This window comes from Clostridiales bacterium FE2011 (assembly GCA_017569305.1).
In the GTDB taxonomy this organism is placed as follows: domain Bacteria; phylum Bacillota; class Clostridia; order Christensenellales; family Aristaeellaceae; genus Aristaeella.
In genome coordinates this window covers 3,355,378-3,379,075 of the sequence record CP069418.1, presented here as the reverse complement: position 1 = coordinate 3,379,075, position 23,698 = coordinate 3,355,378, and the positions used below count along the sequence as shown (strand labels likewise).

General features: G+C 53.0%; 20 protein-coding genes. 6 read left to right on the top strand and 14 right to left on the bottom strand.

Annotated elements, in window-relative coordinates; all coding sequences use genetic code 11:
* Positions 1–10: 10 nt before the first annotated feature.
* The 3 genes from metA to JRC49_15135 all read right to left on the bottom strand — a co-directional run bounded on the left by metA (position 11) and on the right by JRC49_15135 (position 3,397).
* On the bottom strand, positions 11–931 hold the full coding sequence (gene metA, locus JRC49_15145) for a homoserine O-succinyltransferase (protein ID QTE71098.1): 921 nt from the start codon (positions 929–931) through the stop codon (positions 11–13).
* A gap of 406 nt (positions 932–1,337) precedes the next feature.
* A complete protein-coding gene (groL, locus tag JRC49_15140) occupies positions 1,338–2,963 on the bottom strand; it encodes a chaperonin GroEL (GenBank protein QTE71097.1) in 1,626 nt (541 codons plus the stop codon).
* A gap of 149 nt (positions 2,964–3,112) precedes the next feature.
* Complete coding sequence (locus JRC49_15135; GenBank protein ID QTE71096.1) at positions 3,113–3,397, bottom strand: co-chaperone GroES; 285 nt, start codon at positions 3,395–3,397, stop codon at positions 3,113–3,115.
* 251 nt (positions 3,398–3,648) lie between these two features.
* Between JRC49_15135 and mutY the strand changes: the two genes are divergently transcribed.
* Positions 3,649–4,683 carry an A/G-specific adenine glycosylase gene (gene mutY, locus JRC49_15130; protein ID QTE71095.1) on the top strand — a complete coding sequence of 345 codons (1,035 nt, stop codon included), beginning with the start codon at positions 3,649–3,651 and terminating at the stop codon, positions 4,681–4,683.
* On the opposite strand, the gene JRC49_15125 is transcribed toward mutY, so the two are convergent.
* Entirely contained in the window at positions 4,673–6,055 is a 1,383-nt protein-coding gene (locus JRC49_15125; protein ID QTE71094.1) for an aminopeptidase, read from the bottom strand. The two genes, mutY and JRC49_15125, sit on opposite strands and share 11 nt — an antisense overlap.
* A gap of 442 nt (positions 6,056–6,497) precedes the next feature.
* On the opposite strand from JRC49_15125, the gene dnaK reads away from it, so the two are divergent.
* The 4 genes from dnaK to JRC49_15105 all read left to right on the top strand — a co-directional run bounded on the left by dnaK (position 6,498) and on the right by JRC49_15105 (position 10,487).
* The gene (gene dnaK, locus JRC49_15120; GenBank protein ID QTE71093.1) at positions 6,498–8,249 is read left to right on the top strand and encodes a molecular chaperone DnaK; all 1,752 of its coding nucleotides are present in this window, start codon (positions 6,498–6,500) and stop codon (positions 8,247–8,249) included.
* 11 nt (positions 8,250–8,260) lie between these two features.
* On the top strand, positions 8,261–9,115 hold the full coding sequence (locus tag JRC49_15115) for a hypothetical protein (GenBank protein QTE71092.1): 855 nt from the start codon (positions 8,261–8,263) through the stop codon (positions 9,113–9,115).
* Positions 9,105–9,926 carry a DnaJ domain-containing protein gene (locus JRC49_15110; GenBank protein ID QTE71091.1) on the top strand — a complete coding sequence of 274 codons (822 nt, stop codon included), beginning with the start codon at positions 9,105–9,107 and terminating at the stop codon, positions 9,924–9,926. Before JRC49_15115 ends, JRC49_15110 begins: the two co-directional genes overlap by 11 nt.
* Positions 9,927–10,073: 147 nt before the next feature.
* Positions 10,074–10,487 carry a hypothetical protein gene (locus JRC49_15105; GenBank protein ID QTE71090.1) on the top strand — a complete coding sequence of 138 codons (414 nt, stop codon included), beginning with the start codon at positions 10,074–10,076 and terminating at the stop codon, positions 10,485–10,487.
* An 877-nt stretch (positions 10,488–11,364) separates the two neighbouring features.
* Here the strand turns inward: JRC49_15105 and JRC49_15100 are convergent.
* Positions 11,365–11,628 (bottom strand): hypothetical protein, encoded by a 264-nt coding sequence (locus JRC49_15100; GenBank protein ID QTE71089.1) that lies wholly within the window; start codon positions 11,626–11,628, stop codon positions 11,365–11,367.
* Complete coding sequence (locus JRC49_15095) at positions 11,625–12,452, bottom strand: helix-turn-helix domain-containing protein (protein QTE71088.1); 828 nt, start codon at positions 12,450–12,452, stop codon at positions 11,625–11,627. The genes JRC49_15100 and JRC49_15095 overlap by 4 nt, the downstream gene beginning before the upstream one ends.
* Positions 12,453–12,968: 516 nt before the next feature.
* On the opposite strand from JRC49_15095, the gene argF reads away from it, so the two are divergent.
* Positions 12,969–13,967 (top strand): ornithine carbamoyltransferase, encoded by a 999-nt coding sequence (argF, locus tag JRC49_15090; GenBank protein ID QTE71087.1) that lies wholly within the window; start codon positions 12,969–12,971, stop codon positions 13,965–13,967.
* A gap of 188 nt (positions 13,968–14,155) precedes the next feature.
* On the opposite strand, the gene JRC49_15085 is transcribed toward argF, so the two are convergent.
* The 8 genes from JRC49_15085 to JRC49_15050 form a co-directional block, all read right to left on the bottom strand.
* On the bottom strand, positions 14,156–14,350 hold the full coding sequence (locus JRC49_15085; GenBank protein ID QTE71086.1) for a PspC domain-containing protein: 195 nt from the start codon (positions 14,348–14,350) through the stop codon (positions 14,156–14,158).
* 361 nt (positions 14,351–14,711) lie between these two features.
* Positions 14,712–15,938, bottom strand: a complete 1,227-nt coding sequence (locus JRC49_15080; GenBank protein ID QTE71085.1) for a sodium ion-translocating decarboxylase subunit beta — start codon at positions 15,936–15,938, stop codon at positions 14,712–14,714.
* Between the two features lie 16 nt (positions 15,939–15,954).
* The gene (locus tag JRC49_15075; GenBank protein QTE71084.1) at positions 15,955–16,350 is read right to left on the bottom strand and encodes a biotin/lipoyl-binding protein; all 396 of its coding nucleotides are present in this window, start codon (positions 16,348–16,350) and stop codon (positions 15,955–15,957) included.
* Between the two features lies 1 nt (position 16,351).
* On the bottom strand, positions 16,352–16,687 hold the full coding sequence (locus tag JRC49_15070) for an OadG family protein (GenBank protein ID QTE71083.1): 336 nt from the start codon (positions 16,685–16,687) through the stop codon (positions 16,352–16,354).
* 14 nt (positions 16,688–16,701) lie between these two features.
* Positions 16,702–18,102, bottom strand: a complete 1,401-nt coding sequence (locus JRC49_15065; protein ID QTE71082.1) for a pyruvate carboxylase subunit B — start codon at positions 18,100–18,102, stop codon at positions 16,702–16,704.
* A gap of 283 nt (positions 18,103–18,385) precedes the next feature.
* On the bottom strand, positions 18,386–19,999 hold the full coding sequence (pckA, locus tag JRC49_15060; protein ID QTE71081.1) for a phosphoenolpyruvate carboxykinase (ATP): 1,614 nt from the start codon (positions 19,997–19,999) through the stop codon (positions 18,386–18,388).
* A gap of 930 nt (positions 20,000–20,929) precedes the next feature.
* Positions 20,930–21,547, bottom strand: coding sequence for a uridine kinase (gene udk, locus JRC49_15055; GenBank protein QTE71080.1), 618 nt, complete (start codon positions 21,545–21,547; stop codon positions 20,930–20,932).
* A gap of 185 nt (positions 21,548–21,732) precedes the next feature.
* The gene (locus JRC49_15050) at positions 21,733–23,538 is read right to left on the bottom strand and encodes a glycoside hydrolase family 127 protein (GenBank protein ID QTE71079.1); all 1,806 of its coding nucleotides are present in this window, start codon (positions 23,536–23,538) and stop codon (positions 21,733–21,735) included.
* Between the last annotated feature and the right edge of the window lie 160 nt (positions 23,539–23,698).

Genomic DNA, 23,698 nt, shown 5'->3' with positions numbered 1-23,698 from the left:
GTTCTTCCTTTCATTCATTGATCTCGTTCAGATCATACGGTGTGGTCTGGTAAACCATGTAGTTCAGCCAGTTGGCGTACAGCAGGTTCGCGTGGCTGCGCCAGGTTACCAGCGGTTCCTGGGTATCATCGTCATTCGGATAATAGTTTTTCGGAACCTCAATCGGCAGTCCCGCGTTCTTGTCCCGCAGGTACTCCTTTTCCAGTGTTCTCGGATCGTACTCGCTGTGTCCCATGATGAAAACCTGCCGGCCGTTTTCCGTGATCATCGCGTAAACGCCTGCTTCTTCAGATGATGCCAGGATTTTGAGCTTTCCGCACTTTTCCAGGTCTTCGCGCCTGACGGTCGTGTGCCGGCTGTGGGGAGCCATAAACACGTCGTCAAAGCCGCGGAGCAGGATGTAGTTCTTCCGCTCTGCCTTGTGCTGGAATACGCCGAACAGCTTCTTTTCCAGCGGAATCTTCGGAATGCCGAAGTGGTAGTACAGCGCAGCCTGCGCACCCCAGCAGATATGGAAGGTGCTGTGTACGTGCTTCTTGCTCCATTCCATGATCTCGCACAGTTCGTCCCAGTATTCCACTTCTTCAAAAGGCATCTGTTCCACCGGTGCGCCGGTGATAATCATGCCGTCAAAGTTCTGGTTGCGGATATCATCAAATTCCTTATAGAAGGCGGTCAGGTGCTCAGCCGATGTATTCTTTGATACATGGCTCTTCATCTTTACAAGTTCTGTTTCTACCTGCAGCGACGTATTGCCCAGCAAGCGCAGCAGCTGAGTTTCAGTATCAATCTTCGTGGGCATCAGATTCACGATGGCGATTCGCAGCGGACGGATATCCTGGGTCGTTGCCCGGTTTTCCGTCATCACGAAGATATTCTCATCCGTCAGCGTTTTATACGCCGGCAGTTCATTCGAAATCTTTATCGGCATAGTGCATCTTCCTTCCTGGCGTTTACTGTGCAATATTGTATTCTTTCCCGCCCTTTTAATCAAGTTCCTTTCCCTGAAAACCACATGAACAACACGTGAACGCGTCCTTATATACCCTTAAAAACACAACGAATACAAACCTTCAATACCACTTCTTCACTTAACCGTTATATATTTAGTTTAAACACTATAATCACATCCCGCGTTTACGCGGGATATATCATATAAGGCGGTGTTTTCACCGCCTTATCTATCATATCGGCATGAAGCCGATATATCATGTTGCGAAGCAACATATCATTCAAAAAGGCACCTGCAAAACAGGTGCCTTTTTGACTATTCGATAAATAAATGTGTTTATTTATCGAATTATTGAATTCCTTTAAGGTTTAATCCTTATAAGGAATTAATACATGCCTCCCATTCCTGCTCCTGCCGGTGCTGCCGGTTCGGGTTCAGGAATATCTGCCACCAGGCTTTCGGTGGTCAGGATCATCGCCGCGATAGACGCCGCGTTCTGCAGCGCGCTGCGGGTAACCTTGGTAGGATCGATGATGCCGCGTTCCACCATGTCCACATATTCACCCTTCAGGGCGTCGTAGCCGTAGCCGGGCTTCCGGGCGGACTTGATGTGGTCAACGATCACGCTGCCGTCGATACCGGCGTTCAGGGTGATCTGACGGATCGGCTCTTCCAGGGCGCGCAGTACGATGGACACACCGGTCTTCTCGTCGCCGGCGCAGTTGTCCAGCAGGGCGGCAACCTTCGGGATCACGTTCAGCAGGGCAATGCCGCCGCCGGGCACGATACCTTCTTCAGCTGCGGCACGGGTGGCGCTCAGGGCGTCTTCGATCCGCATCTTGCGTTCCTTCATTTCGACTTCCGTCGCGGCACCAACCTGGATCACTGCCACGCCGCCGGCCAGCTTGGCCAGCCGCTCCTGCAGCTTTTCACGGTCATAGTCGCTGGTGGTCTCAGCGATCTGGGCACGGATCTGGGCAACGCGGTTCTTGATGGCTTCCTTGTCGCCGGCGCCGTCCACGATCGTGGTGGTTTCCTTGTTAACCTTGACCTGGCGGGCCTTGCCCAGCATGTCAACGGTAGCTTCCTTCAGTTCCATACCGGTCTCAGAGGAGATCACGGTACCGCCGGTCAGGATAGCGATATCCTGCAGCATTTCCTTGCGGCGATCGCCGAAGCCGGGGGCCTTGACGGACACGCAGGTGAAAGTGCCGCGCAGCTTGTTCACAACCAGAGTGCTCAGGGCTTCGCCCTCAACGTCCTCAGCAATGATCAGCAGCTTCTTGCCGGTCTGCACAACCTGTTCCAGTACTGGCAGGACTTCCTGAATGGCGCTGATCTTCTTGTCGGTGATCAGGATCAGCGGATCATCCAGAACAGCTTCCATCTTTTCGGTATCGGTGACCATGTAAGCGGAAGAGTAGCCGCGGTCGAACTGCATGCCTTCCACGGTGGTCATGCCGGTGGTCATGGTCTTGCTTTCTTCAACGGTGATAACGCCGTCGGCGCCCACAGTTTCCATTGCGTCGGAGATCAGCTTGCCGATGTCCTCGTCAGCGGCGGAGTTGGCGGCAACCTGGGCAATCGCCTGCTTGCCGTTGATGGGCTGGCTCAGTTCCTTCAGGCCTTCCACAGCCGCTTCAGTCGCGTTCTGGATGCCCTTGCGCAGGATCATGGGGTTAGCGCCGGCTGCCAGGTTCCGCAGGCCTTCACGGATGATGGCCTGGGCCAGCAGGGTGGCGGTGGTGGTGCCGTCGCCGGCAACATCATTGGTCTTGGTGGAAACTTCCTTCACCAGCTGGGCGCCCATGTTTTCAAAGGGGTCTTCCAGCTCGATTTCCTTCGCGATGGTCACACCGTCGTTGGTGATCAGGGGAGCGCCGTACTTCTTGTCCAGCACAACGTTGCGGCCCTTCGGTCCAAGGGTGATCTTTACGGTATCAGCCAGCGCGTTAACACCCTTTTCCAGGCTCCGGCGCGCTTCTTCACCAAACTGAATCTTCTTAGCCATATTCTCAAGTCTCCTTTATTCATCTAACATTCGCGAAGCGAATATTTCACATTGGCCTTTGGCCAATATTTCACATCCGGCGGAGCCGGATATTTCATATTGAATCGCATTGCGATTCAATATTTCATTTTCAAATCAACTTTTTCCTATTATTCGACAACAGCCAAAATATCGCTCTGCCTTACAATGATCAGTTCTTCCCCATCAACCTTCACTTCAGTTCCGGCGTACTTGGAATAGATAACCTTCTCGCCGGCCTTCACGTTCATGGTGATTTCCTTGCCGTCCACATTTCCTCCGGGACCTACGGCAATAACAATAGCCATCTGGGGCTTTTCCTTAGCGGCGCTGGTCAGGATCAGGCCGGATTTGGTGGTTTCTTCTGCTTCGCAATTCTTGATGACAACGCGGTCACCCAACGGCTTCACAGTCATGGATTTATTTCCTCCTGTTCGTTCGTTTGCTTGATTTTAGCACTCGAACATATGGAGTGCTAACAACCAGAAAGTAATATAATGCTTTTACCCTTTTAGCGCAAGTGATTACGGGCCCGTTATTATGTATTTTTCTTGTTTTTACTCTTTTATACTTTTGTATACTCCGGTTTTCGTCGTATTTCTTCGTTTCTTCTGCCGGAATCCTTGTGTTACAATCCTTCTGACCATTTTTCACAGGAGTTTGTTGTATGGAAAAGCTGACGGCCGCCCTTCTGGACTGGTATGACCGCTGTGCCCGGGATCTGCCCTGGCGCGGCTTTCATGATGCCTATCGTACCTGGGTCAGCGAGGCCATGCTCCAGCAGACCCGTGTGGAAACCGTTCTTTCCTATTATGATCGTTTTCTTACCCGTTTTCCTTCCCTTGCCGCCCTGGCTGAAGCGCAGGAGGAAGATGTCCTGAAGGCCTGGGAAGGGCTGGGCTATTATTCCCGTGCCCGCAATCTCTGGAAGGGTGCCCGCCAGGTCATGGCTGAATATGACGGTGTCCTGCCCCGGGATCCGGAAAAGATGAAAAAGATCCAGGGCATCGGCCCCTATACCGCCGGTGCTATCGCTTCCATTGCCTATGATGTTCCGATCCCCGCGGTGGACGGCAATGTCATCCGCGTTCTTTCACGCATCTATGGCATCCGTACAGACGCCCTGGAACCTGATACCCGCAAACGCATCGAGTCCCTGGCCGCTTCTCTCGTTCCGCAGGAACGTCCCGGGGATCACAACCAGGCTGTCATGGATCTGGGTGCCACTGTCTGTGTGCCCGGCACGCCGTACTGTGCCCGCTGTCCTCTTTCTTCTTTCTGTGAAGCTTTCAAAACCGGAGATGCGGCGGATCTGCCCGTCCTGCCCAAGGCCAAACCTCAGAAGGTTATTCCTTATGCTCTCCTGATTATCCGTTCCGGTGACCGCGTCCTCATGCGCCAGCGTACTGAGCGTCTGCTCCAGGGCCTCTGGTGCTTCCCGCTGCTGGAAGGTGAATCTTCTGCGGAAGAGCTTCTTCCCATTGCCAATAAGAAGCTTCACCTGTCCTTGTCTCCCCTCCGGGATGCAGGTACCGCCCGTCATGTCTTCACCCACCAGATCTGGCTTATGCATATATATGAAACAGACGCGGAAGCGTCTGCTTCCGCGCCTGCGGGTTATGAGTTTGTTCCGGTTTCCCGGCTGAAGGATCTCACCCTTCCGGCAGCCATGAATGCCGCCGCGGCTCTCCTTACGCGTTGATCATAAAGGCCTTGTAAGCCTTCACGGATTCGTACAGGTCAGCCTTGCTGATCACTTCCATCGGGGAATGCATGTTCAGCACGGCCACGCCGCTGTCGATAACTTCCATGCCGTACAGGGCACAGATGTAGGCGATCGTTCCGCCGCCGCCCTGGTCAACCTTGCCCAGTTCAGCCGTCTGCCAGCATACTTTGTTGTCATCCATGATCTTCCGCAGCTTGGCGATGAACTCCGCGTTCGCGTCGTTGGAGCCGCCCTTGCCGCCGGATCCGGTATATTTGTTGAAGCACACGCCTCTGCCAAGCATGGCGGAGTTTTTCTTTTCAAAAGCAGATGCATACAGGGGATCGAAACCCGCGCTCACGTCGCAGCTCAGCATGCGGCTATTCTGCAGTGCACGGCGGACGTTCAGCTCGCTGTATACGCCCATCAGCTCCAGCAGTTCGGCCACAGAGTTCTCCAGGTAGTTGGCCCTCATGCCCGTTGCGCCCACGCTGCCGATTTCTTCTTTGTCAACCAGCATACCGCAGCAGGTATACTCCGGCACGGCGGGCAGATCGAGAACGGCCTTCAGTTCCGCGAAAGCGCAGACACGGTCGTCATGACCGTAGCCCATGATCATGCTCCGGTCAAGACCGAAGTCTCTTGCCTTTCCGGCAGGAACAGCTTCGATTTCGGCGGAATAGAAATCCTCTTCCTCGATCCCGTAAGTCTCTTTCAGAATCTGGAGAATCTGGGCCTTCACAGGCTCTTTTTCTTCGTCCTTCAGCGGCTTGCCGCCCAGCATGATGTCCAGGTTCTCGCCGGTAATGGCTTCACGCAGCTTCTTGTCCAGCTGGTCATGGCTCAGGTGAATCAGCAAGTCGGTGATACCGACAACCGGGTCGTCATCCTTCTCACCGATGCAGATCTGTACGGTGGTTCCGTCCTTCTTAGCCACCACGCCGTGCAGTGCCAGTTCCCGTGTGGTCCACTGGTACTTTTTGATTCCGCCGTAGTAGTGGGTGTCAGCCAGTACGAAATCGTTGTCTTCATACAGGGGATTTTGCTTCAGGTCCAGCCGCGGGCTGTCGATGTGTGCGCCCACGATGTTCATGCCTTCAGCCAGCGGCTTCTTGCCGATGTGGAAGGTCAATACGGCTTTGCCCATCCGGTTCACGTATACCTTGTCGCCGGCCTTCAGTTTCTTCTTGCCGCCAATCAGGCTTTCCATGTTCACGTATCCGGCCTTTTCCAGTGCGTCGATCGCCAGCACGGCGCATTCCCGCTCCGTCTTTCCGGCGTCAATAAAAGCCTTGTATTCCTTTGCGATCGTCTCAAGCTTCTTGAGATCGGTCTTTGTGTAGTTTTTCCATGCGTTTGGTCTTTCCATAAGTTTCACGCTCCTTACGGCTTATCTTACCACCGCTTCTAGATAAATACAATTTGTATACAATAACCAGTCAACTTTACGATCACCGCTGCCTGTAATCTCCTTCGTATAACCTTTCTTTTAGCTTACCATATCCATATTTTCAACTCATTAGTCAGTATCTATCACTTTTGACGTAGTCAAAAATATCATATTCGACGAAGTCGAATCTATCATATCGGCATTAAGCCGATATATCATGTTGCGCAGCAACATATCATTCGCCGCAGGCGACATTTCCGCCTTAGCGGAACGTTTTTTTCACATACCATTCACATTACATTCTCTTATCCTTGAAAAACCTTCTATATTATATTCTAGGAAAAATCCCACCCGGGATTTTTCTTCCGCCATTATGAATTATGAATTGTGAATTAATAATATATCCGGAGGATTTTCTAATATGTCCCGTACAATCGGTATTGACCTTGGTACCACCAACTCCTGCGTTTCTTTCATGGAGAATGGCCGTGCGGTCGTCATCCCTAATGCTGAGGGTGGCCGTACCACGCCTTCTGTTGTCGCTTTTACCAAGTCTGGTGAGCGTCTTGTCGGTATGACCGCCAAGCGCCAGGCTGTTACGAATGCTTCCCGTACCTTCTCTTCTGTGAAGCGGGATATGGGTTCAGATAAGCGTTTCCAGGTGGACGGTAAAAGCTATACGCCCCAGGAGATCTCAGCTATGATCCTGCAGAAGCTCAAAGCGGATGCTGAAAGCTATATCGGTGAGCCTGTCACCGATGCGGTCATCACTGTCCCTGCCTATTTCTCAGATGCCCAGCGCCAGGCCACTAAGGATGCCGGTCTCATCGCTGGCCTCAACGTCCTGCGTATTATCAATGAGCCCACTTCCGCCGCTCTGGCTTACGGTTTTGATAAGGGTATGCCCTGCCGCGTCATGGTTTATGACCTGGGCGGCGGTACCTTCGACGTCAGTATCCTGGAAATCAACAGCGATACCATTGAAGTGCTTGCCACTGCCGGTAATAACCACCTGGGTGGCGATGACTTTGACCAGTGCATCGTCGGCTGGCTCCTGGAGGAGTTCCGCAAGGAACACCATGTGGATATCTCCAAGGATCCCATGGCTATGCAGCGCCTGGCCGAGGCCGCGGAAAAAGCCAAGATTGAGCTTTCCGCTTCCACCTCTACTGTAATCAATCTGCCCTTCCTGGCGCAGAATGCTTCCGGTCCCATGCATCTGGAGTGCACCCTGACCCGTGCCCGTTTCGATGACCTGACGGCTCACCTGGTTGCCGCTACCCGCGGTCCGGTACAGCAGGCCATGTCGGATGCCGACATCAAGGCTTCTGACCTCAGCCGTGTGCTCCTCGTCGGCGGTTCCACCCGTATTCCTGCCGTGCAGGAAGAGGTTCGCCGCCTCACCGGTAAGGAGCCTGCCCGGGATATCAACCCGGATGAGTGTGTGGCCATGGGTGCCTGTCTCCAGGGCGGCGTGCTGACCGGCACAGTCAACTCCATCGTCCTGATCGACGTCACGCCCCTTTCCCTGGGTATTGAAACCCTGGGCGACGTCTTCGCCAAGATCATTGACCGCAATTCTCCTCTGCCCTGCCAGCATTCCCAGGTTTTCACCACGGCCGCCAATTTCCAGACCAGCGTGGAAATCAATGTGCTTCAGGGTGAACGCGAAATTGCTTCCGCCAATAAGTCCCTGGGTAAGTTCCGCCTCACCGGTATCCGCCGTGCCCTTCGCGGAATACCGCAGATTGAGGTCACCTTCTCTATCGACACCAACGGTATCGTCCATGTCACTGCCCGTGACCTGGGCACCAACCGCAGCCAGGATATCACCATCTCCGGTTCCGGCAACATGAGCTGGGAAGAAATCGACCGCGCCATCCGGGATGCCCAGCGCTACGCCGCTGAGGATAAACAGCGTAAGCAGTCCCAGCAGACCAAGGATGCCGCTGAGAACCTGCTGAATCAGGCCCGCCGCGCCCGCAAGAAGCTGAAGGACGAGGATAAGACCCGCCTGGATGCTTCCATCTCCGCTCTGGAGGAAGCGCTCCGCAGTTCTGATGAATACCGGATCAAGACTGCATCCGAGGATCTGGACACCATTCTCCGGTCTGTCGGCACCTATGCCTCTTCTCCTGAAGGAGAGAATGACGATGGTGCCTATGATGCCTGAGGAGGCGCATCATGTTCGGATATATAGCCCCTGTATTATCAGTCCTCACGGATGAGCAGAAGCAGCGTTACCGCTCCGTTTACTGCGGCGTCTGTCATGCACTGAAGAGCCGTCACGGTCAGTCCGGCCGGCTTTCCCTCAGTAATGACATGACTTTCCTCGCACTTCTCCTCTCCTCGCTCTATGAGCCGGAAACTGCCCAGGCCACTGCCCGCTGTGGCATTCATCCTGTGAAGAAGCATCCTTTCTGTTCTTCTTCCATGATTGATTACTCGGCTGATATGAATGCCCTCCTCTTCTATTGGAAGTGTGAGGATCAGCGCATGGACGATCATTCCCTCGTCGGGAAAACCGGTGAGACCCTCTTCCGCAAGGCTGCGAAGAAAGTTCGCACCCTGTGGCCGGCACAGTCCGTTGCTGTGGAGCAGGCTCTTTCAGAACTCTGGAAGGAAGAAAAGAAAACCGTCCCGGATCCGGACCGCCTCTGCAATCTTTCCGGCGAAATGCTCGGTGCGGTGTTCGTACCAAAGCTGGACGACATGTGGGCGCCGGTACTCCGTTCAGTTGGCAACAGTCTCGGTCGCTTCATCTACTGGATGGATGCCTGGGAGGATTACGACGCGGATCACAGAAAACGCCGTTTCAATCCCCTGGACGTTTACCATGACCGGCCGGATTATGAAGACTTCTGCAAGGAAACCCTGGAGCTGCTGATCGCTGAGGCAGCTAACAGCTTCGAGATTCTCCCCCTGGAGCAGGATCTCGATCTCCTGCGGAATGTCATATACAGCGGTGTGTGGCAGCGTTATACGCTGATCACCGAAAAGAAACAGAAACAAAGAAAGGAGGATGCCCATGCCGAATGATCCATTTGCGGTACTGGGTCTGAATTCCTCCGCAACCGAGGACGAGATCAAATCCGCCTACCGGAAGCTGGCCAAGAAGTATCACCCGGACCTGAATCCCGGCGACAAAGCCGCGGAAGAGAAGATGCGGGAGGTTAATGAGGCCTATACCCGCGCCCTGCAGATCAAGAAGACCGGCAAGGATCCTTATCAGAATCCCTATAGTTCTTCCGGCTCTTCCGGTGCGTCTGGTTATTACAATCCCTTCGGCGGCAGTTATGGCGGCTATGGCGGCTCCCAGGGCAGTTATGGCCAGGGCAGCTACGGTGGTAATGGCGGCCAGGGCGGTGATCCCTTTGGGGATTTCGGTTTCGGCTTTGATCCCTTCTCCGCTTTCTTCGGCGGCCAGCAGGGCGGCTATCAGCAGCAGACCCGCTACCGTACGCGGAACTATTCCAATCCCGAGCTGAAGACCGCTGAGAATCACGTTCTCGCCAACCGTTATCACGACGCGATCACCCAGCTCAACCGGGTTCCTACCCATGACGCCGATTGGCATGCACTCTATGCTCGTGCGGATATGGGGCTTGGCAACCGGATTTCCGCTCTCGATCATGCCCGTGCCGCAGTCCGTATGGCACCCAACGATCCGGATTTCCAGGCTCTGCTGAACACCATTGAGTCAGGCCGCCAGGCTTATCGCCAGGCACGCAGCAGCGGTTACGATTTCCGTTCCGCCATCTGCTCCAATCCCTGCCTCACCTGCATCGTCGCCAACATGTTCTGCAACTGCTGTTTGGGTGGTTGTGGACGTTATGGAATGTTCTGCTAACCATCGTCGAAGACGATCAGTAACTTTCACATTCGTCGGTAGACGAATATTTCACATTGGCCAAAGGCCAATATTTCACGTTGCCGTAGGCAACATTTCACATCGATCGAAGATCGATATTTCATTCATGAAAGGATGATCTTTCCCATGAACTTTCTCCAGCGCCTCAAAGAATCTCTTGCTCGCTTTATGGTCGGTCGTCATGGCCCCGACAATCTCGGCATGTTCACCCTTCTTTCCGGTCTTGTGGCTTCCCTTCTGGGCAGCTTCACCGGCATCGGTCTGTTCTCTCTTGCTGGTTTTGCTCTCTATGTCACAACCGTCTTCCGTATGCTTTCTCGTAACAACACTAAGCGTATTGAAGAAAACCGGAAGTACATCGACCTGACCTCCAACTGGAAGCTGAAGTCCAGCCAGTTCATCAAACGTATGAAGAACAGCAAGGACTATAAGTACTTCAAGTGCCCCAACTGCAAAGTTCTTCTCCGCATGAAGCGCGGCTCCGGCGAACGCGACATCACCTGTGTCCGCTGCGGCCACCAGTTCAAGCAGAAGTCTTGATAATTATGCATGTTAAAACAGATACACCTTATCGTGTATCTGTTTTGGGGATCAATTCAATTGATTCCTTGTTGTAATGTGTCCACTGCGCAAAAGCGGTAAGAGTGTGACTTTGGGGGGAGTGAGGAAAACGGTAGCCCAGTGGGCTATCCTGTGAAACAGGAAGTGATCCGAACGAGTCATCCGAAACAAGCAGTGCGATTGCTCCAAAAGAGCAATGCGACGATTGAGGATGCGGGTCCATTTTCTGTCACTGTTTTCGAAGAAAATGTGACTGAGTGTCTGTCCCTCTGTCACTGCTCTTGCCGCCTATTTTCTTCTATTTCGGCCAGTTAAACGCATTCCATAATGTGCAAACATAGGCTGTCATTCCGGGGTTCGAAACGCCCGGAGAAAGAGCCAGTGGCTCTTTCTCAGTGGAGAACGGGCGGCAGCCCTGGGGAAAACGAAGTGAATCGAGGGCGAACCTCTGAGGGCAGCCAGTGGCAGAAATACCTAAGAGGGTTTGGAGCGCCTGGAGAAAGAGCCAGTGGCTCTTTCTCAGCGGAAAACGGGCGATAGCCCCGAGAGGTCAACCGAAAGGGAGTGAACTCTCCAGTGGGGAGCGAAGGAAGCGGTGACCCAGTGGGTCATTTGCCGAAAGCAAAAGCGCCCTGAACGAGTCAATCAAAGCAAGCAGCAGGTTGAAGCGCTAGCGATACCTGCTGCGTCGACTGAGATTGCGGAACAGTCACGACCTTTGAGGTTGCGGATATCCCTTACTAAGGGCGAAGCCCTAACAACAATCAGAAAAATCGCACCTTTAGGATGCGATTTTCTCCACCATTCTTAAGTTTTAAGTCTTAAGTCTTAAGTTTTAAGTAAGAAAAGCAAGCTCTCAGCTTGCTTTTCCTCTCAGCAGCTCTGCTGCTTCCCCCGTCACAAAATAGCTCCTCTTCGCCTTTTCGCTTTTCGCCAGCAGTCCCTCATTCACCATTCTCCTCAGGTATCCTGCCGTAGTGGAAGTCGACTGCAGTCCCGCCGCGATTCCGATCTCCCGAACCGACGGCTGCCGTCCCTGCTCTGTCGCGAAGTTCAGCATATATTCCATTATCTGTATTCTCTTCTCATGATTTCTCGGCGGATGCTTCTGCATGGTCATCTTCCTTTCTGCTCATATTCTTCCCAGGCACGGATGCTCTCATCGTCCGCCCAGGCGTCTGCTTTCACTTTTCCGATTACCCGGCCCACGCAGTGTACCGGTTCATTTTCACTGAAGGTAAGCGGTGCATATGCCGGATTGTGGCTGTGCAGCCCGTCTTTCTGGTATTCCTTAATATAACCGGTATCTCCGCAGATGAAGACGCCGATCTCGCCTTCCCGGACGCTTCCGGTATGCTTTACCAGCACCATGTCCCCGTTTGCGAAGGTGGGCTCCATACTGTTACCGTTGACCCGGATGATTTCGTCTGCCAGCTCTGTCATGCTGTCAGCAAACAGGAACACTTCTTCACCCCGGGTAGCTTCCAGAGTTTCACCGGGACCGGCTGATGCGGCCAGCTCGTTCCGGAACAACCGGATAACTTTACGCGGCTCCCTGGTATCTTCCTGCATGTCCCGCAGCACGTCCATCTGCCGCAGGATCACCTGTCGGTTGTATTGATTCAGGGAGGAATACTTCCGCAGCAGTCCTGCCCGTTCTTCAGGCTTGATACCATGGAGCTCAACGATGTTTTCTCCGCTCTTGTCCGGATAGCCGAAGAACTCTTCCAGGGAGATATCCAGCGCTTCACAGATTACAGGAACGCTTCCCACATCCGGACGGCTTCTCCCGGCTTCCCAGGCGCCAACGGCGTTCTTTCCGACCTTCACCAGTGCGCCCAGCTCTTCCTGGTTCATCTTCTTGGCCTTCCGCTGACGGCGGATCAGCTCACCGTATGCGATCCCGGCGTTATTGGTCATTCCGTTTGAATCGCTCCTGGCCATACATTTCTCCCCTTTTCTTTTTGCTGTTAGCATTATAGCACAATTATTTTGTGCTTGTAAAGAACTAATTTTGTGCTTGCATCTTTAAATAACAATATTATTGTTCAATATATACACTTACAACTCTCAGTATGTCATCCTGAGCAAGCCAAAGGCGCGTCGAAGGATCTCCCCGGCCGCAGCCGTAAAAGCAACTTACACATTCGTCTGAGGACGAATATTTCACGTTTGACGAAGTCAAACATTTCACATTGGGCGAACCTCTGAGGACCGCCAGTGGCGGAAATCTCGTCAGAGGTGAGGTCATCCGAAAGGGAGTAAGCTCCCCAGTGGGGAGTTACGACCATTGAGGATGCGGAAAACGGCCAATATTTCACATCGATCGAAGATCGATATTTCATTTTCAACTCTGTCTTTGTTTTAATTCTGAATTCTTAATTCTGAATTCTGAATTTCACTTGTTTCCCTCAACTAATTCCCTTATACTAGTTCTATCTTTTTCTTGAGGTGATATTTGTGAATCCTTTCAAAGGTAATAGCTTCCTGAAGCTTCTTGATTTTACTCCCGATCAGATCTCTTCTCTCCTGGATCTTGCTGCTGACCTCAAGGCCAAAAAGAAAGCAGGCATTCCGCATGCCTGCTGTGCCGGGAAAAACGTTGCCCTGATCTTTGAAAAGACCAGCACCCGTACCCGTTGCTCTTTTGAGGTTGCCGCCTATGATCTGGGAATGAACTGCACCTATCTGGATCCTTCCGGAAGCCAGATCGGCAAAAAAGAAAGTATTGCCGATACCGCCCGTGTTCTGGGCCGCATGTATGACGGCATTGAATACCGTGGTTACGGTCAGAATATCGTGGAAGACCTGGCGAAGTATTCCGGCGTTCCGGTCTGGAATGGCCTCACCAATGAGTTCCATCCCACCCAGATCCTGGCCGACTTCCTGACGGTCAAGGAGCACTTCGGAGATCTGAAGAGCATCAAGCTCGTCTATATGGGCGATGCACGCTACAACATGGGCAATTCCCTTATGGTGGGCTGTGCCAAGATGGGCATGCACTTCGTCGCCTGCGCGCCGGAAAAGTACTGGCCCAATTCCGCCCTCATTGATACCTGCAGGAAGATCGCCGCTGAAACCGGCGCTGTCCTGGAGTTTGAGGACGACGTCGATAAGGCTGTCGCCGGTGCCCACGTCATCTATACTGACGTCTGGGTCTCCATGGGTGAGCCGGACAGCGTCTGGGAAGAACGTATCCGCGATCTGCTTCCCTACCGCGTCACGTCCGCTGTCATGGGCAAAGCCGGTTCACAGTGTGTGTTCATGCACTGCTTACCGTCCTTCCACGATCTTAAAACCTCTATCGGCCGTTCCATCTTCGAGAAGTTCGGCATTGACTGCATGGAAGTCACCGACGAAGTCTTTGAGTCTCCCGCTTCCATCGTATTCGATGAAGCCGAGAACCGTATGCACACCATCAAAGCAGTCATGGCCTCCTCTCTCGCAGAAGATCTTTAATCTGTTTCTTCCAAAAACCACCGGCTTCATTCTGAACCCGGTGGTTTTATTATGCTCTGAAGCATCTGTCACATCCCGCTTTCGCGGGATATTTCACGTCTGCCTTTGGCAGACATTTCACATTGGCCGTATCGGCCAATATTTCACATCGATCGAAGATCGATATTTCATTGGAAGTCGAAGACTTCTCAGTCTTCTACTTCATTGGCCTCGGGCATAATCAGTGCAGCAGCGATGTAAGCCAGCAGGCCGGTTCCGGCAGCCATGGAAATCACGACGAACGCCAGGCGGATCAGGGTAGGATCAGCATTCAGGTATTCAGCGATACCGCCGCACACGCCGCAGATTTTTCTATTCTTGTTGCTCTTGCACAGTTTCTTCATTGTTTTCATCCTCCAATAATTTATCTCTTTCGCATTTCGTAAACTCAGCGTTTACATGTATCATTATATCCACGCTTCCTTTGAAAATAAGGGACAAACAATTAGAGAAACATTAAAATCATCCTTAACCTTTCACAGAAAAGAAAAAAGTATATATCACATTCGTCCTCTGGACGAATATTTCACAAAGCCGCTTAGCGGCTTTATTTCACATTGGCCGGCACGGCCAATATTTCACATTTGAAAGCAACGTAGTCGCTTTCAAATATTTCATTCTCATAAGCATGCTCGTATAAACTGCAAGCAACAAACAAGCGGCGAACGTTTTTCAACGTTCGTCGCTTGTTGCTTATGCAGTTTATTAACCGAACATGCTGATGAGGAATCCCGCCGCAATAGCGGATCCGATAACACCTGCCACGTTCGGGCCCATTGCGTGCATCAGCAGGAAGTTGGAAGGATTGGCCTTCTGACCTTCACGCTGGGAAACACGAGCCGCCATAGGCACAGCGGAAACGCCGGCAGAACCGATCAGCGGGTTGATCTTTCCGCCGCTCAGCTTGTACATCAGCTTGCCTACCAGCAGGCCGCCGATGGTGCTGAAGGAGAAGGCGATCAGGCCCAGTACAACGATCTTGATGGTGTCCAGCGTCAGGAAGCGGGAACCAACCATGGTGGCACCCACGCTGATGCCCAGGAACAGGGTAACAATGTTCATCAGGGCGTTCTGGGCCACATCGCTCAGACGCTCGGTGACGCCGGTTTCCTTCAGCAGGTTACCAAACATCAGGCAGCCGATCAGCGGAGCGGTGGAGGGCAGCAGCAGAACGATGAAGATCGTCACGATGATCGGGAACAGGATCTTCTCGGTCTTGCTGACTTCACGCAGCTGGGTCATCTTCACGGAGCGCTCTTTCTCAGTGGTCAGGGCGCGCATGATGGGCGGCTGAATCATCGGGATCAGGGCCATGTAGCTGTAAGCAGCCACGGCGATCGGTCCCAGCAGTTCAGGAGCCAGCTTGGTGGTGGTCAGGATGGCGGTGGGGCCATCAGCGCCGCCGATGATACCGATGGAAGCGGACTGCTGCGCATCGAATCCCAGCAGGTTCGCGCCGAAGAAGGCGAAGAACACGCCGAACTGAGCGGCAGCACCCAGCAGCAGGCTCTTCGGGTTGGAGATCAGCGGACCGAAGTCGGTCATGGCGCCGATACCAATGAAGATCATGCAGGGGTAAATACCAGCCTTAACGCCGATATACAGGATATCGATCAGACCGCCGTGGGCCATGATATGGCCGTAGCTGTGATAGTAAGGGCTGGTGTGATCCAGGAAAGCGTCCCACAGACTCTGATGATACAGGGCGTCCGGCAGGGATCCGTCAGCGGTCATGAACACGGAGCTCACGTTCGCCAGCAGGCAGCCGACAGCGATACCGACCATCAGCAGGGGCTCATACTGCTTTTTGATACCCAGGTACAGCAGCACGCACGCGATGGCGATCATCACCAGGTTGCGCCATCCGTCCGGGTTGCTGAAGAAACCGGCAAAGCCGGATTCAGTAACCAGTTTTCCGAGGGATTCTAACATCTTTCAGTTTCCTCCCTTATCCCAGAACGATGATCGGAGTACCGGTATCGACCTTCGTTCCGACGTCAGTCAGCACCTGCACAACAGTCGCGTCATGGGGCGCCATGATCTCGTTCTCCATCTTCATGGCTTCCAGCACAGCCAGGACTTCACCGCTCTTCACGGCCTGGCCGGCCTTCACGTTCATCTTCACGATGGTGCCGGGCATGGGAGAGTTGACCTGCTCACCGGCAACAGCGGCAACGGCGGGAGCTGCAGGAGCAGCAGCCGGAGCGGCAGCGGGGGCAGCAACAGGAGCGGGAGCGGCGGCGGGAGCCGGCGCATACGCTTCATATTCGTCCAGGATCATGGCCTCGCCCTGATCCACTTCTACTTCATAGGTCTTGCCCTTCAGGGTTACTTTATACTTCATCTTACTTAACCTCCTTGATGGATCTGAACCGGAGCTCATTCAGGGGTTTGTCCAGCTTGTTCGCCACGATAGCCATGATCATCGCCGCGTCACGCGGATCGGTGTCATACAGCTTCACATCGCCGGCGCTGCCGGGAGCCAGCTTCTTGGGAGCGGCAGGAGCCGCAGCCGCGGGAGCGGCTTTTTCTTCGGCAGGGGCAGCCTTCTTGGCGGTAAAGATCTTGCCGACGATCACGATAACGGTCATCAGCAGGGTCAGTCCGATGAAGACCACGGCATAACCGAGGATGGCATCAAGAAGATTGCTGCCAATGCCAAGTGTCAAACGACTTGTCATTTTCTACTTCCTCCTTACGCCTCTTCGATGGTGTACTGAACTTTCTTTTCGCGGTTTTCCTTCCGGAACTTGAGGTAATCCTCAGCCTGCTTCGGGAAGCAGATCCAGCTCATGAGGTCTTCTTCGCTCTCGGCCAGGTCGCCCAGGGCCTTCTTGGCATTCTCGAAGTCCTCACCGGTGCGCTTGCTGTCCTCGATCCGGCAGTCGATGGGCTGTCCGCCCTCGCCCAGGATCTTGGCCTGCAGCTCTTCGTTCACGGGAGCCGGCGCGATGCCGTATTCACCCTTGAAGTAGTTCTTCACTTCATTGGAGATGTTCTTGTAGCGCTCGCCCACCAGCACGTTGGTCACGGCCTGGTTGCCGACCATCTGGCTCAGGGGGGTTACCAGCGGAGGATAGCCCAGGTCCTTGCGGACGGCCGGGATCTCCAGCAGCGCTTCGTCGAACTTATCCATGGCGTTCATATCCTTGAGGTTAGCGATCATGTTGCTCAGCATGCCGCCGGGTACCTTGTACACCAGCGCCTGGCTGTCGGTCGCCATGCTCTTGGGATTGATGGTGCCGTTGTCAACATACTTCTGCTTCACGGGCTTGAAGAAGTCGTTGACTTTGTTGATGACCTTCTCATCCAGTCCGGTTTCGATGCCGTACTGCTGCGCGGCGTAGAACATGGTCTCAGTCGCGGCCTGGCTCGTACCGTTTGAGAAGCAGCTCGTAGCGGTGTCGATAACGTCAACGCCGCTCTCGATGGCCTTGGTCAGGGTCATGTAAGCCATACCGGTGGTGCAGTGGGTGTGCAGGATAACCGGCACATCGCCAACGGCATCCTTGATGCCCTTGATCAGGTGTTCAGCTTCGTAGGGGCTCATGGTACCGGCCATGTCCTTCAGGCACAGGGTATCGAAGCCCATCTTGACCAGATCCTTGCACATTTCAACGTACTTTTCGACGGTGTGCACGGGGCTCTGGGTGTAGCTGATGCAGCCGGAGGCTACGGTCCGGGGCGTGGCGTACTTCTTCACAGCGTCCAGGGCGGTGCCCAGGTTGCGGAAGTCGTTCAGGGCGTCGAAGATACGGATCACATCGATACCGTTCTTGATGCTCAGCTCAACGAACTTCTCCACCACGTCATCATGGTAGTGTTTGTAGCCCAGCAGGTTCTGGCCGCGCAACAGCATCTGCAGGCGGGTGTTGGGCATGTTCTTGCGGATGTTGCGCAGCCGCTCAAAGGGATCTTCGTTCAGATACCGCAGGCAGCTGTCGAACGTGGCGCCGCCCCAGCACTCAACAGAGTAGTATCCGGCCTTGTCCATGACGGGCAGGATTTCCTCAAAGTCGGCATAGGGCAGCCGGGTGGCCATCAGGGACTGGTTTGCGTCCCGCAGGACGGTTTCGGTGAATTGTACTTTCTTCATGAACCATACGCTCCGATCCGATTAAGATTAGTAAGACCTTTATGCAGTATTTCGGAACGGCGGTTCCCCGCCGTTCCGAAAAAACCTACAATCACGTATCAGTCATAAGCAGATGTACTGTTACCCGTTTGGCTGTAGGCCTGAAGAGTAACTGTCACATTCGGCGTCAGCCGAATATTTCACATCAGTCGAAGACTGATATTTCACATTGAACGGCTAAGCCGTTCAATATTTCACATCCGATGAAATCGGATATTTCATCGCGTCATCCGAAGGATGTCGCTTACAGCTGAGGACCAGCTGCCACGAGCGCCTTACCGGCTTCGTTGCTCTCGTACTTGGCGAAGTTCTTGATGAACCGGCCAGCCAGATCCTGGGCCTTCTTCTCCCACTCGGAAGCATCCGCGTAAGTGTCGCGGGGATCCAGAATGCCGGTGTCAACACCGTTCAGTTCGGTGGGCACTTCGAAGTTGAAGTAAGGAATCTTCTTGGTGGGCGCGTTCAGGATATCGCCGTTCAGGATCGCGTCGATGATGCCGCGGGTATCCTTGATGGAGATACGCTTGCCGGTGCCGTTCCAGCCGGTGTTGACCAGGTAGGCCTTGGCGCCGCTCTTTTCCATCTTCTTAACCAGTTCCTCAGCATACTTGGTGGGATGCAGTTCGAGGAAGGCCTGGCCGAAGCAGGCGGAGAAGGTGGGGGTGGGCTCGGTGATGCCGCGCTCGGTACCAGCCAGCTTGGCGGTGAAGCCGCTCAGGAAGTAGTACTTGGTCTGTTCGGGGGTCAGGATGCTCACGGGCGGCAGCACGCCGAAGGCGTCAGCGCTCAGGAAGATAACGTTCTTGGCATCGGGGCCGGCGGACACGGGGTTCACGTTCTTAACGATCTTCTCGATGTGCTCGATCGGATAGCTCACGCGGGTGTTCTCGGTCACGCTCTTGTCAGCGAAGTCGATCTTGCCGTTTTCGTCAACAGTGACGTTCTCCAGCAGGGCGTCGCGACGGATGGCGTTGTAGATGTCGGGCTCGCTGTCCTTGTCCAGGTTGATGACCTTGGCGTAGCAGCCGCCTTCGAAGTTGAACACGCCGTTGTCGTCCCAGCCGTGTTCGTCATCGCCGATCAGCAGACGCTTGGGGTCGGTGGACAGGGTGGTCTTGCCGGTGCCGCTCAGACCGAAGAAGATGGCAGTGTTCTTGCCTTCCATGTCGGTGTTGGCGGAGCAGTGCATAGCGGCAATGCCCTTCAGCGGCAGGTAGTAGTTCATCATGGAGAACATACCCTTCTTCATTTCGCCGCCGTACCAGGTGTTCAGGATAACCTGCTCACGGCTGGTGATATTGAAGGCAACAGCGGTTTCGCTGTTCAGGCCCATGGCCTTGTAGTCATCCACCTTGGCCTTGGAAGCAGCGTACACGACAAAGTCGGGCTCAAAGCTGGCCAGTTCTTCTTCGGTGGGCTGGATGAACATGTTCTTCACGAAGTGAGCCTGCCAGGCCACTTCCATGATGAAGCGGATAGCCATGCGGGTGTCCTTGTTGGCGCCGCAGAAGGCGTCCATGACGAACAGGCGCTTGCCGCTCAGCTGCTTCTGGGCCAGCTTCTTCAGAATCGCCCAGTTTTCCTCGCTCAGAGGATGGTTATCGTTCTTATAGCCATCGGTGGTCCACCAAACAGTATCCTTGCTGTTTTCGTCCATCACGATGTACTTGTCCTTGGGGCTCCGTCCGGTGTAGATACCGGTCATGACGTTCATCGCGCCCAGCTCGGTCTTCTGGCCCTTGTCATAGCCAGTCAGTTCCGGCTTGTTTTCTTCTTCGAACAGGAAGTCGTAAGAAGGGTTATGAATGATCTCCGTTGCACCGGTGATCCCGTATTTGGTAAGATCCACAGCTGCCATAAGGCACCTCCTTAATGCATTTGCGGGTTGTTGGAATATTTATCCCAATGTAACCCAATTTCACATATTCTATTCTTCTCCCCTATTTCCTGCCTTGTAACAAAATTTTTATAAATTTACCAAAAAAGCAATATTTTCAACGTTTTGGCCCTTGTTTTTTCCGGTATATTTTCATATATTTTTGAACAAACAGTACATACACAAAACAAAACCCGATAAATTCGTCCTCATTTTTGCTGAATATTGCCCTTTTATCTTCCTCTTACTCTAAAGATTTTTCTTTCTCCTCCTGAATCTTTTCCCATTCGCTCAACTGTCATTTTTAGCAAGCGAACTTGTGAGCGCGTCGAAGAATCTCTCTCAACTTCAACAGTCAGTAAGCATGATCTACCCATTACATTCTACTGTCATCCTGAGCGGAGCCATAGGCGTAGTCGAAGGATCTCCTCTCCCTTCCAGAACACAGTAACAATACTTACTCATCGCTCAAAACACCGCGCATTGGCCAAAACACTATAATCACATTCTGCGACAGCAGAATATATCATATAAGGCGGTGACACATCAGTGACACCGCCTTATCTATCATATCGGCATTAAGCCGATATATCATGTTTGACGAAGTCAAACATATCATTTGCGAAGCAATTTATCTTTTCCCCAGTTCGTCCTGCACGTACCCCGCCAGTATGTCTGAGCACAGCCATAGGCGTAGTCGAAGGATCTCCTCTCCCTTCCAGAATACAGTAACAATACTTACTCATCGCTCAAAACACCGCACATTGGCCAAAACACTATAATCACATTCTGCGACAGCAGAATATATCATATAAGGCGGTGACACATCAGTGTCACCGCCTTATCTATCATATCGGCATTAAGCCGATATATCATGTTTGACGAAGTCAAACATATCATTTGCGAAGCAATTTATCTTTTCCCCAGTTCATCCTGCACATATCCCGCCAGTATGTCCACTATCCTCGCGTTCTTTCCTCCGTGTGCCACAATCACGTCCGCGTCATGGACATAATTCCGGATATGCTTATCAAACATCGGCTTTACGCTGTTCAGGTACTGCTCTCCGATGCCCTGGATGTCTCTTCCTCTTTCAATGATATCCCGCTCAATTCTCCGCAGCAGGCAGATATCCGCTTCAACCTGCATGTACAGCTTCAGGAACATCATCTCTGTCAGTCGCTTATCGTAGAAGCAGTGGATACCTTCCAGGATCAGTACGTCCTTGGGCAGGATAATCTCGTCCGGCTTATCGTCCCGGCGATGCTCTGCGAAGTTGTATCCCTTCCGGGTGATTCCGCCGCCGTTCAGCAGCTGCTGAATATCCTCCAGCAGCAGATCATGGTCAAAGATCCCGGGCTCGTCGTAGTTCAGCTTCACACGCTGCTCAAACGTCAGGTAGGAGTGATCCCGGTAATACGCATCCTGCTGAAGCACCTGGCACCTGTCTTCACCAAGCTTTTCCCTCAGCGCATCCGCCAGCGTACTCTTTCCGCTTCCGCTCGCTCCGCAAATACCTATGAATAACATAAAAATCCAGCCCCCTACAAAATCATCCACGTTCGCTTTCGCGAACGTCCCGTTGCGAAGCAACAGTAACTTTCACATTCGACGGATGCCGAATATTTCACGTTGCCGAAGGCAACATTTCACAAATCAGCATAGCTGATTTATTTCATATTTCAAAGCAACAACGTTGTTTTGAAATATTTCATTTAACTTTCAGATGTAAAGTACACTGTGTACGCTTCGTTGGTCACCTCATACAACGGCACCAGCCTGAAGTTCTCCTTCTGTTTTCTGGTCAGATACACATTCTGCGTCCAAACGAACGCTCCATATGTATGGCTCTGCTCCGGTAATAATATTTCTTCCGGCTTGCCTTTAATTCCTTTATCTGTATCTGTAAGTCCAGCAAGCACTACCGGGCCGTCAACGAAGCACACCAGTTCTTCTGCTCCATCCAGCTTCTCAAACCGGACTTCACTCGGGAAGAACACATCCACGACCTCTTCTTCTCCCCAATTACGTGCCAGCACGATATACCCTTCTTCAATCTCTGCCTTGATCTCTTTTCCGTTCACACTGACCACCGGTTCCCCGGCAATCCATGCCGGTACCCGCAGCCGCAGAGCCCATTCACCTTTGCCTTCGCTCTTCACCGTGAACCGGATGCTCCACCGGGACACCCGTCCGCCGCTGTGCTCATCAAACAGCACCTGGTTGTCATAATTCTTCATATGTACAGCCTGGCGCACCTGAACCTTCCCGTACTCCAGATCCATCTCTGCTTCACTCGGGAAGTACTGGCTCACGGTCACGTCCTTGCCGTCAGTGTACCATACCAGTTCCGGATAAATTGTCTGGGCCTGCACCATCGTGCCGAAGCAGCACCAGAAGTCCCTGGTCTTGCTTCCCCATCTCTTCTTGCTGCCCGGCAGCATCGGCAGGAAGTAGGTCGGCATGCCGGTATCCTTGTTCTGCTGTGCCAGGAAACCGTTATAGATTGCCCGCTCAATATAGTCGGCGTATTCCTTTTTCAGTGTCCTTCGATACAGGTATTCCGCAGCCCGCACCATGTTATACACCGTGCAGAATTCCTGATCCTCATTTCCCATATACCGTCCATGGCTGTGGGGCGGAATCCAGAATTCACCGGCGTTGCTTCCGGTCGTGGCAAACATACCACGTTCTGTTACTGCTGTCTTCCAGAAGGCTTCCAGCCGCTTGATCCACTTTTCATCTCCGGTGATCTCGGCCATCCGTGCCGCACCGTGTGCCAGCGGAATGGAGGCGTTGGCGTGATCATCGCTCAGCGCGTCTCCGCCTTTGTCCAGACGCTCAAACAGTGCGTTTCCTTCATAAGCCTTGATCAGGTAAAGATACTTTTCTTTCTGCGTCAGCGCGTACAGGTCCGCCCATACTTCCAGCATGCCGGCCTGTTCTCCGCGGAAAACAACTTCCGGATCCTCTTCCTCATTTTCCTTCACCCAGCGTACATACCAGTCCGCCAGCTTGTCCAGGATCTGGATCGCTTTCTCGTTGCCCAGCCGCTCGTATACGTCCTTCAGGCCCATGATGGTCTTGTGCATCGTGTACTGCGGAGACCAGATATAATTACCGGGTTTCATAAACGCGAAGTACTTCTCCGGAATGCTGCCGACCCATTCACCGCCGTTCAGCTTCTGGCACTTCGCCAGTTCATCCACGATGAAGTCAATCCGGGTTTTCAGTTCCGGCTTGTTTCCCCCATCGCACAGCGTCGCGGCCGCACTCAGCCAGTGCCCGAGGAAGTGTCCCCGCAGCTGGCAGCTCGGCGCCTCCCATCCCCAGTGCATCCTGGCATTGGCCGGATCAGGGATAATCTGTCCTCCCGGCGGAATGATTCCTGCTTCAATATAGAAATTCTGGAGCAGGCATCCCGGATCCAGCTCCATCAGGTAGTCCTCATTCAGCTTCATCCTGCGCTGAAATAATCCAGGCAGTATCTTTACATTTCTGCCCTTCACAGCCTGTATCATAATGCTTTTTCTCCCCTAAATTTTTCTGCTTGTAATATACCACAACCAACCAAAATGTGAAACGTATCTTTATCTATTTATATGAGAAAAATTCATCACTCTGAAGTGTTACTTTTCCATATTGCTTATTGATTTGGCGGCAAAGTATCTAAACACTTTT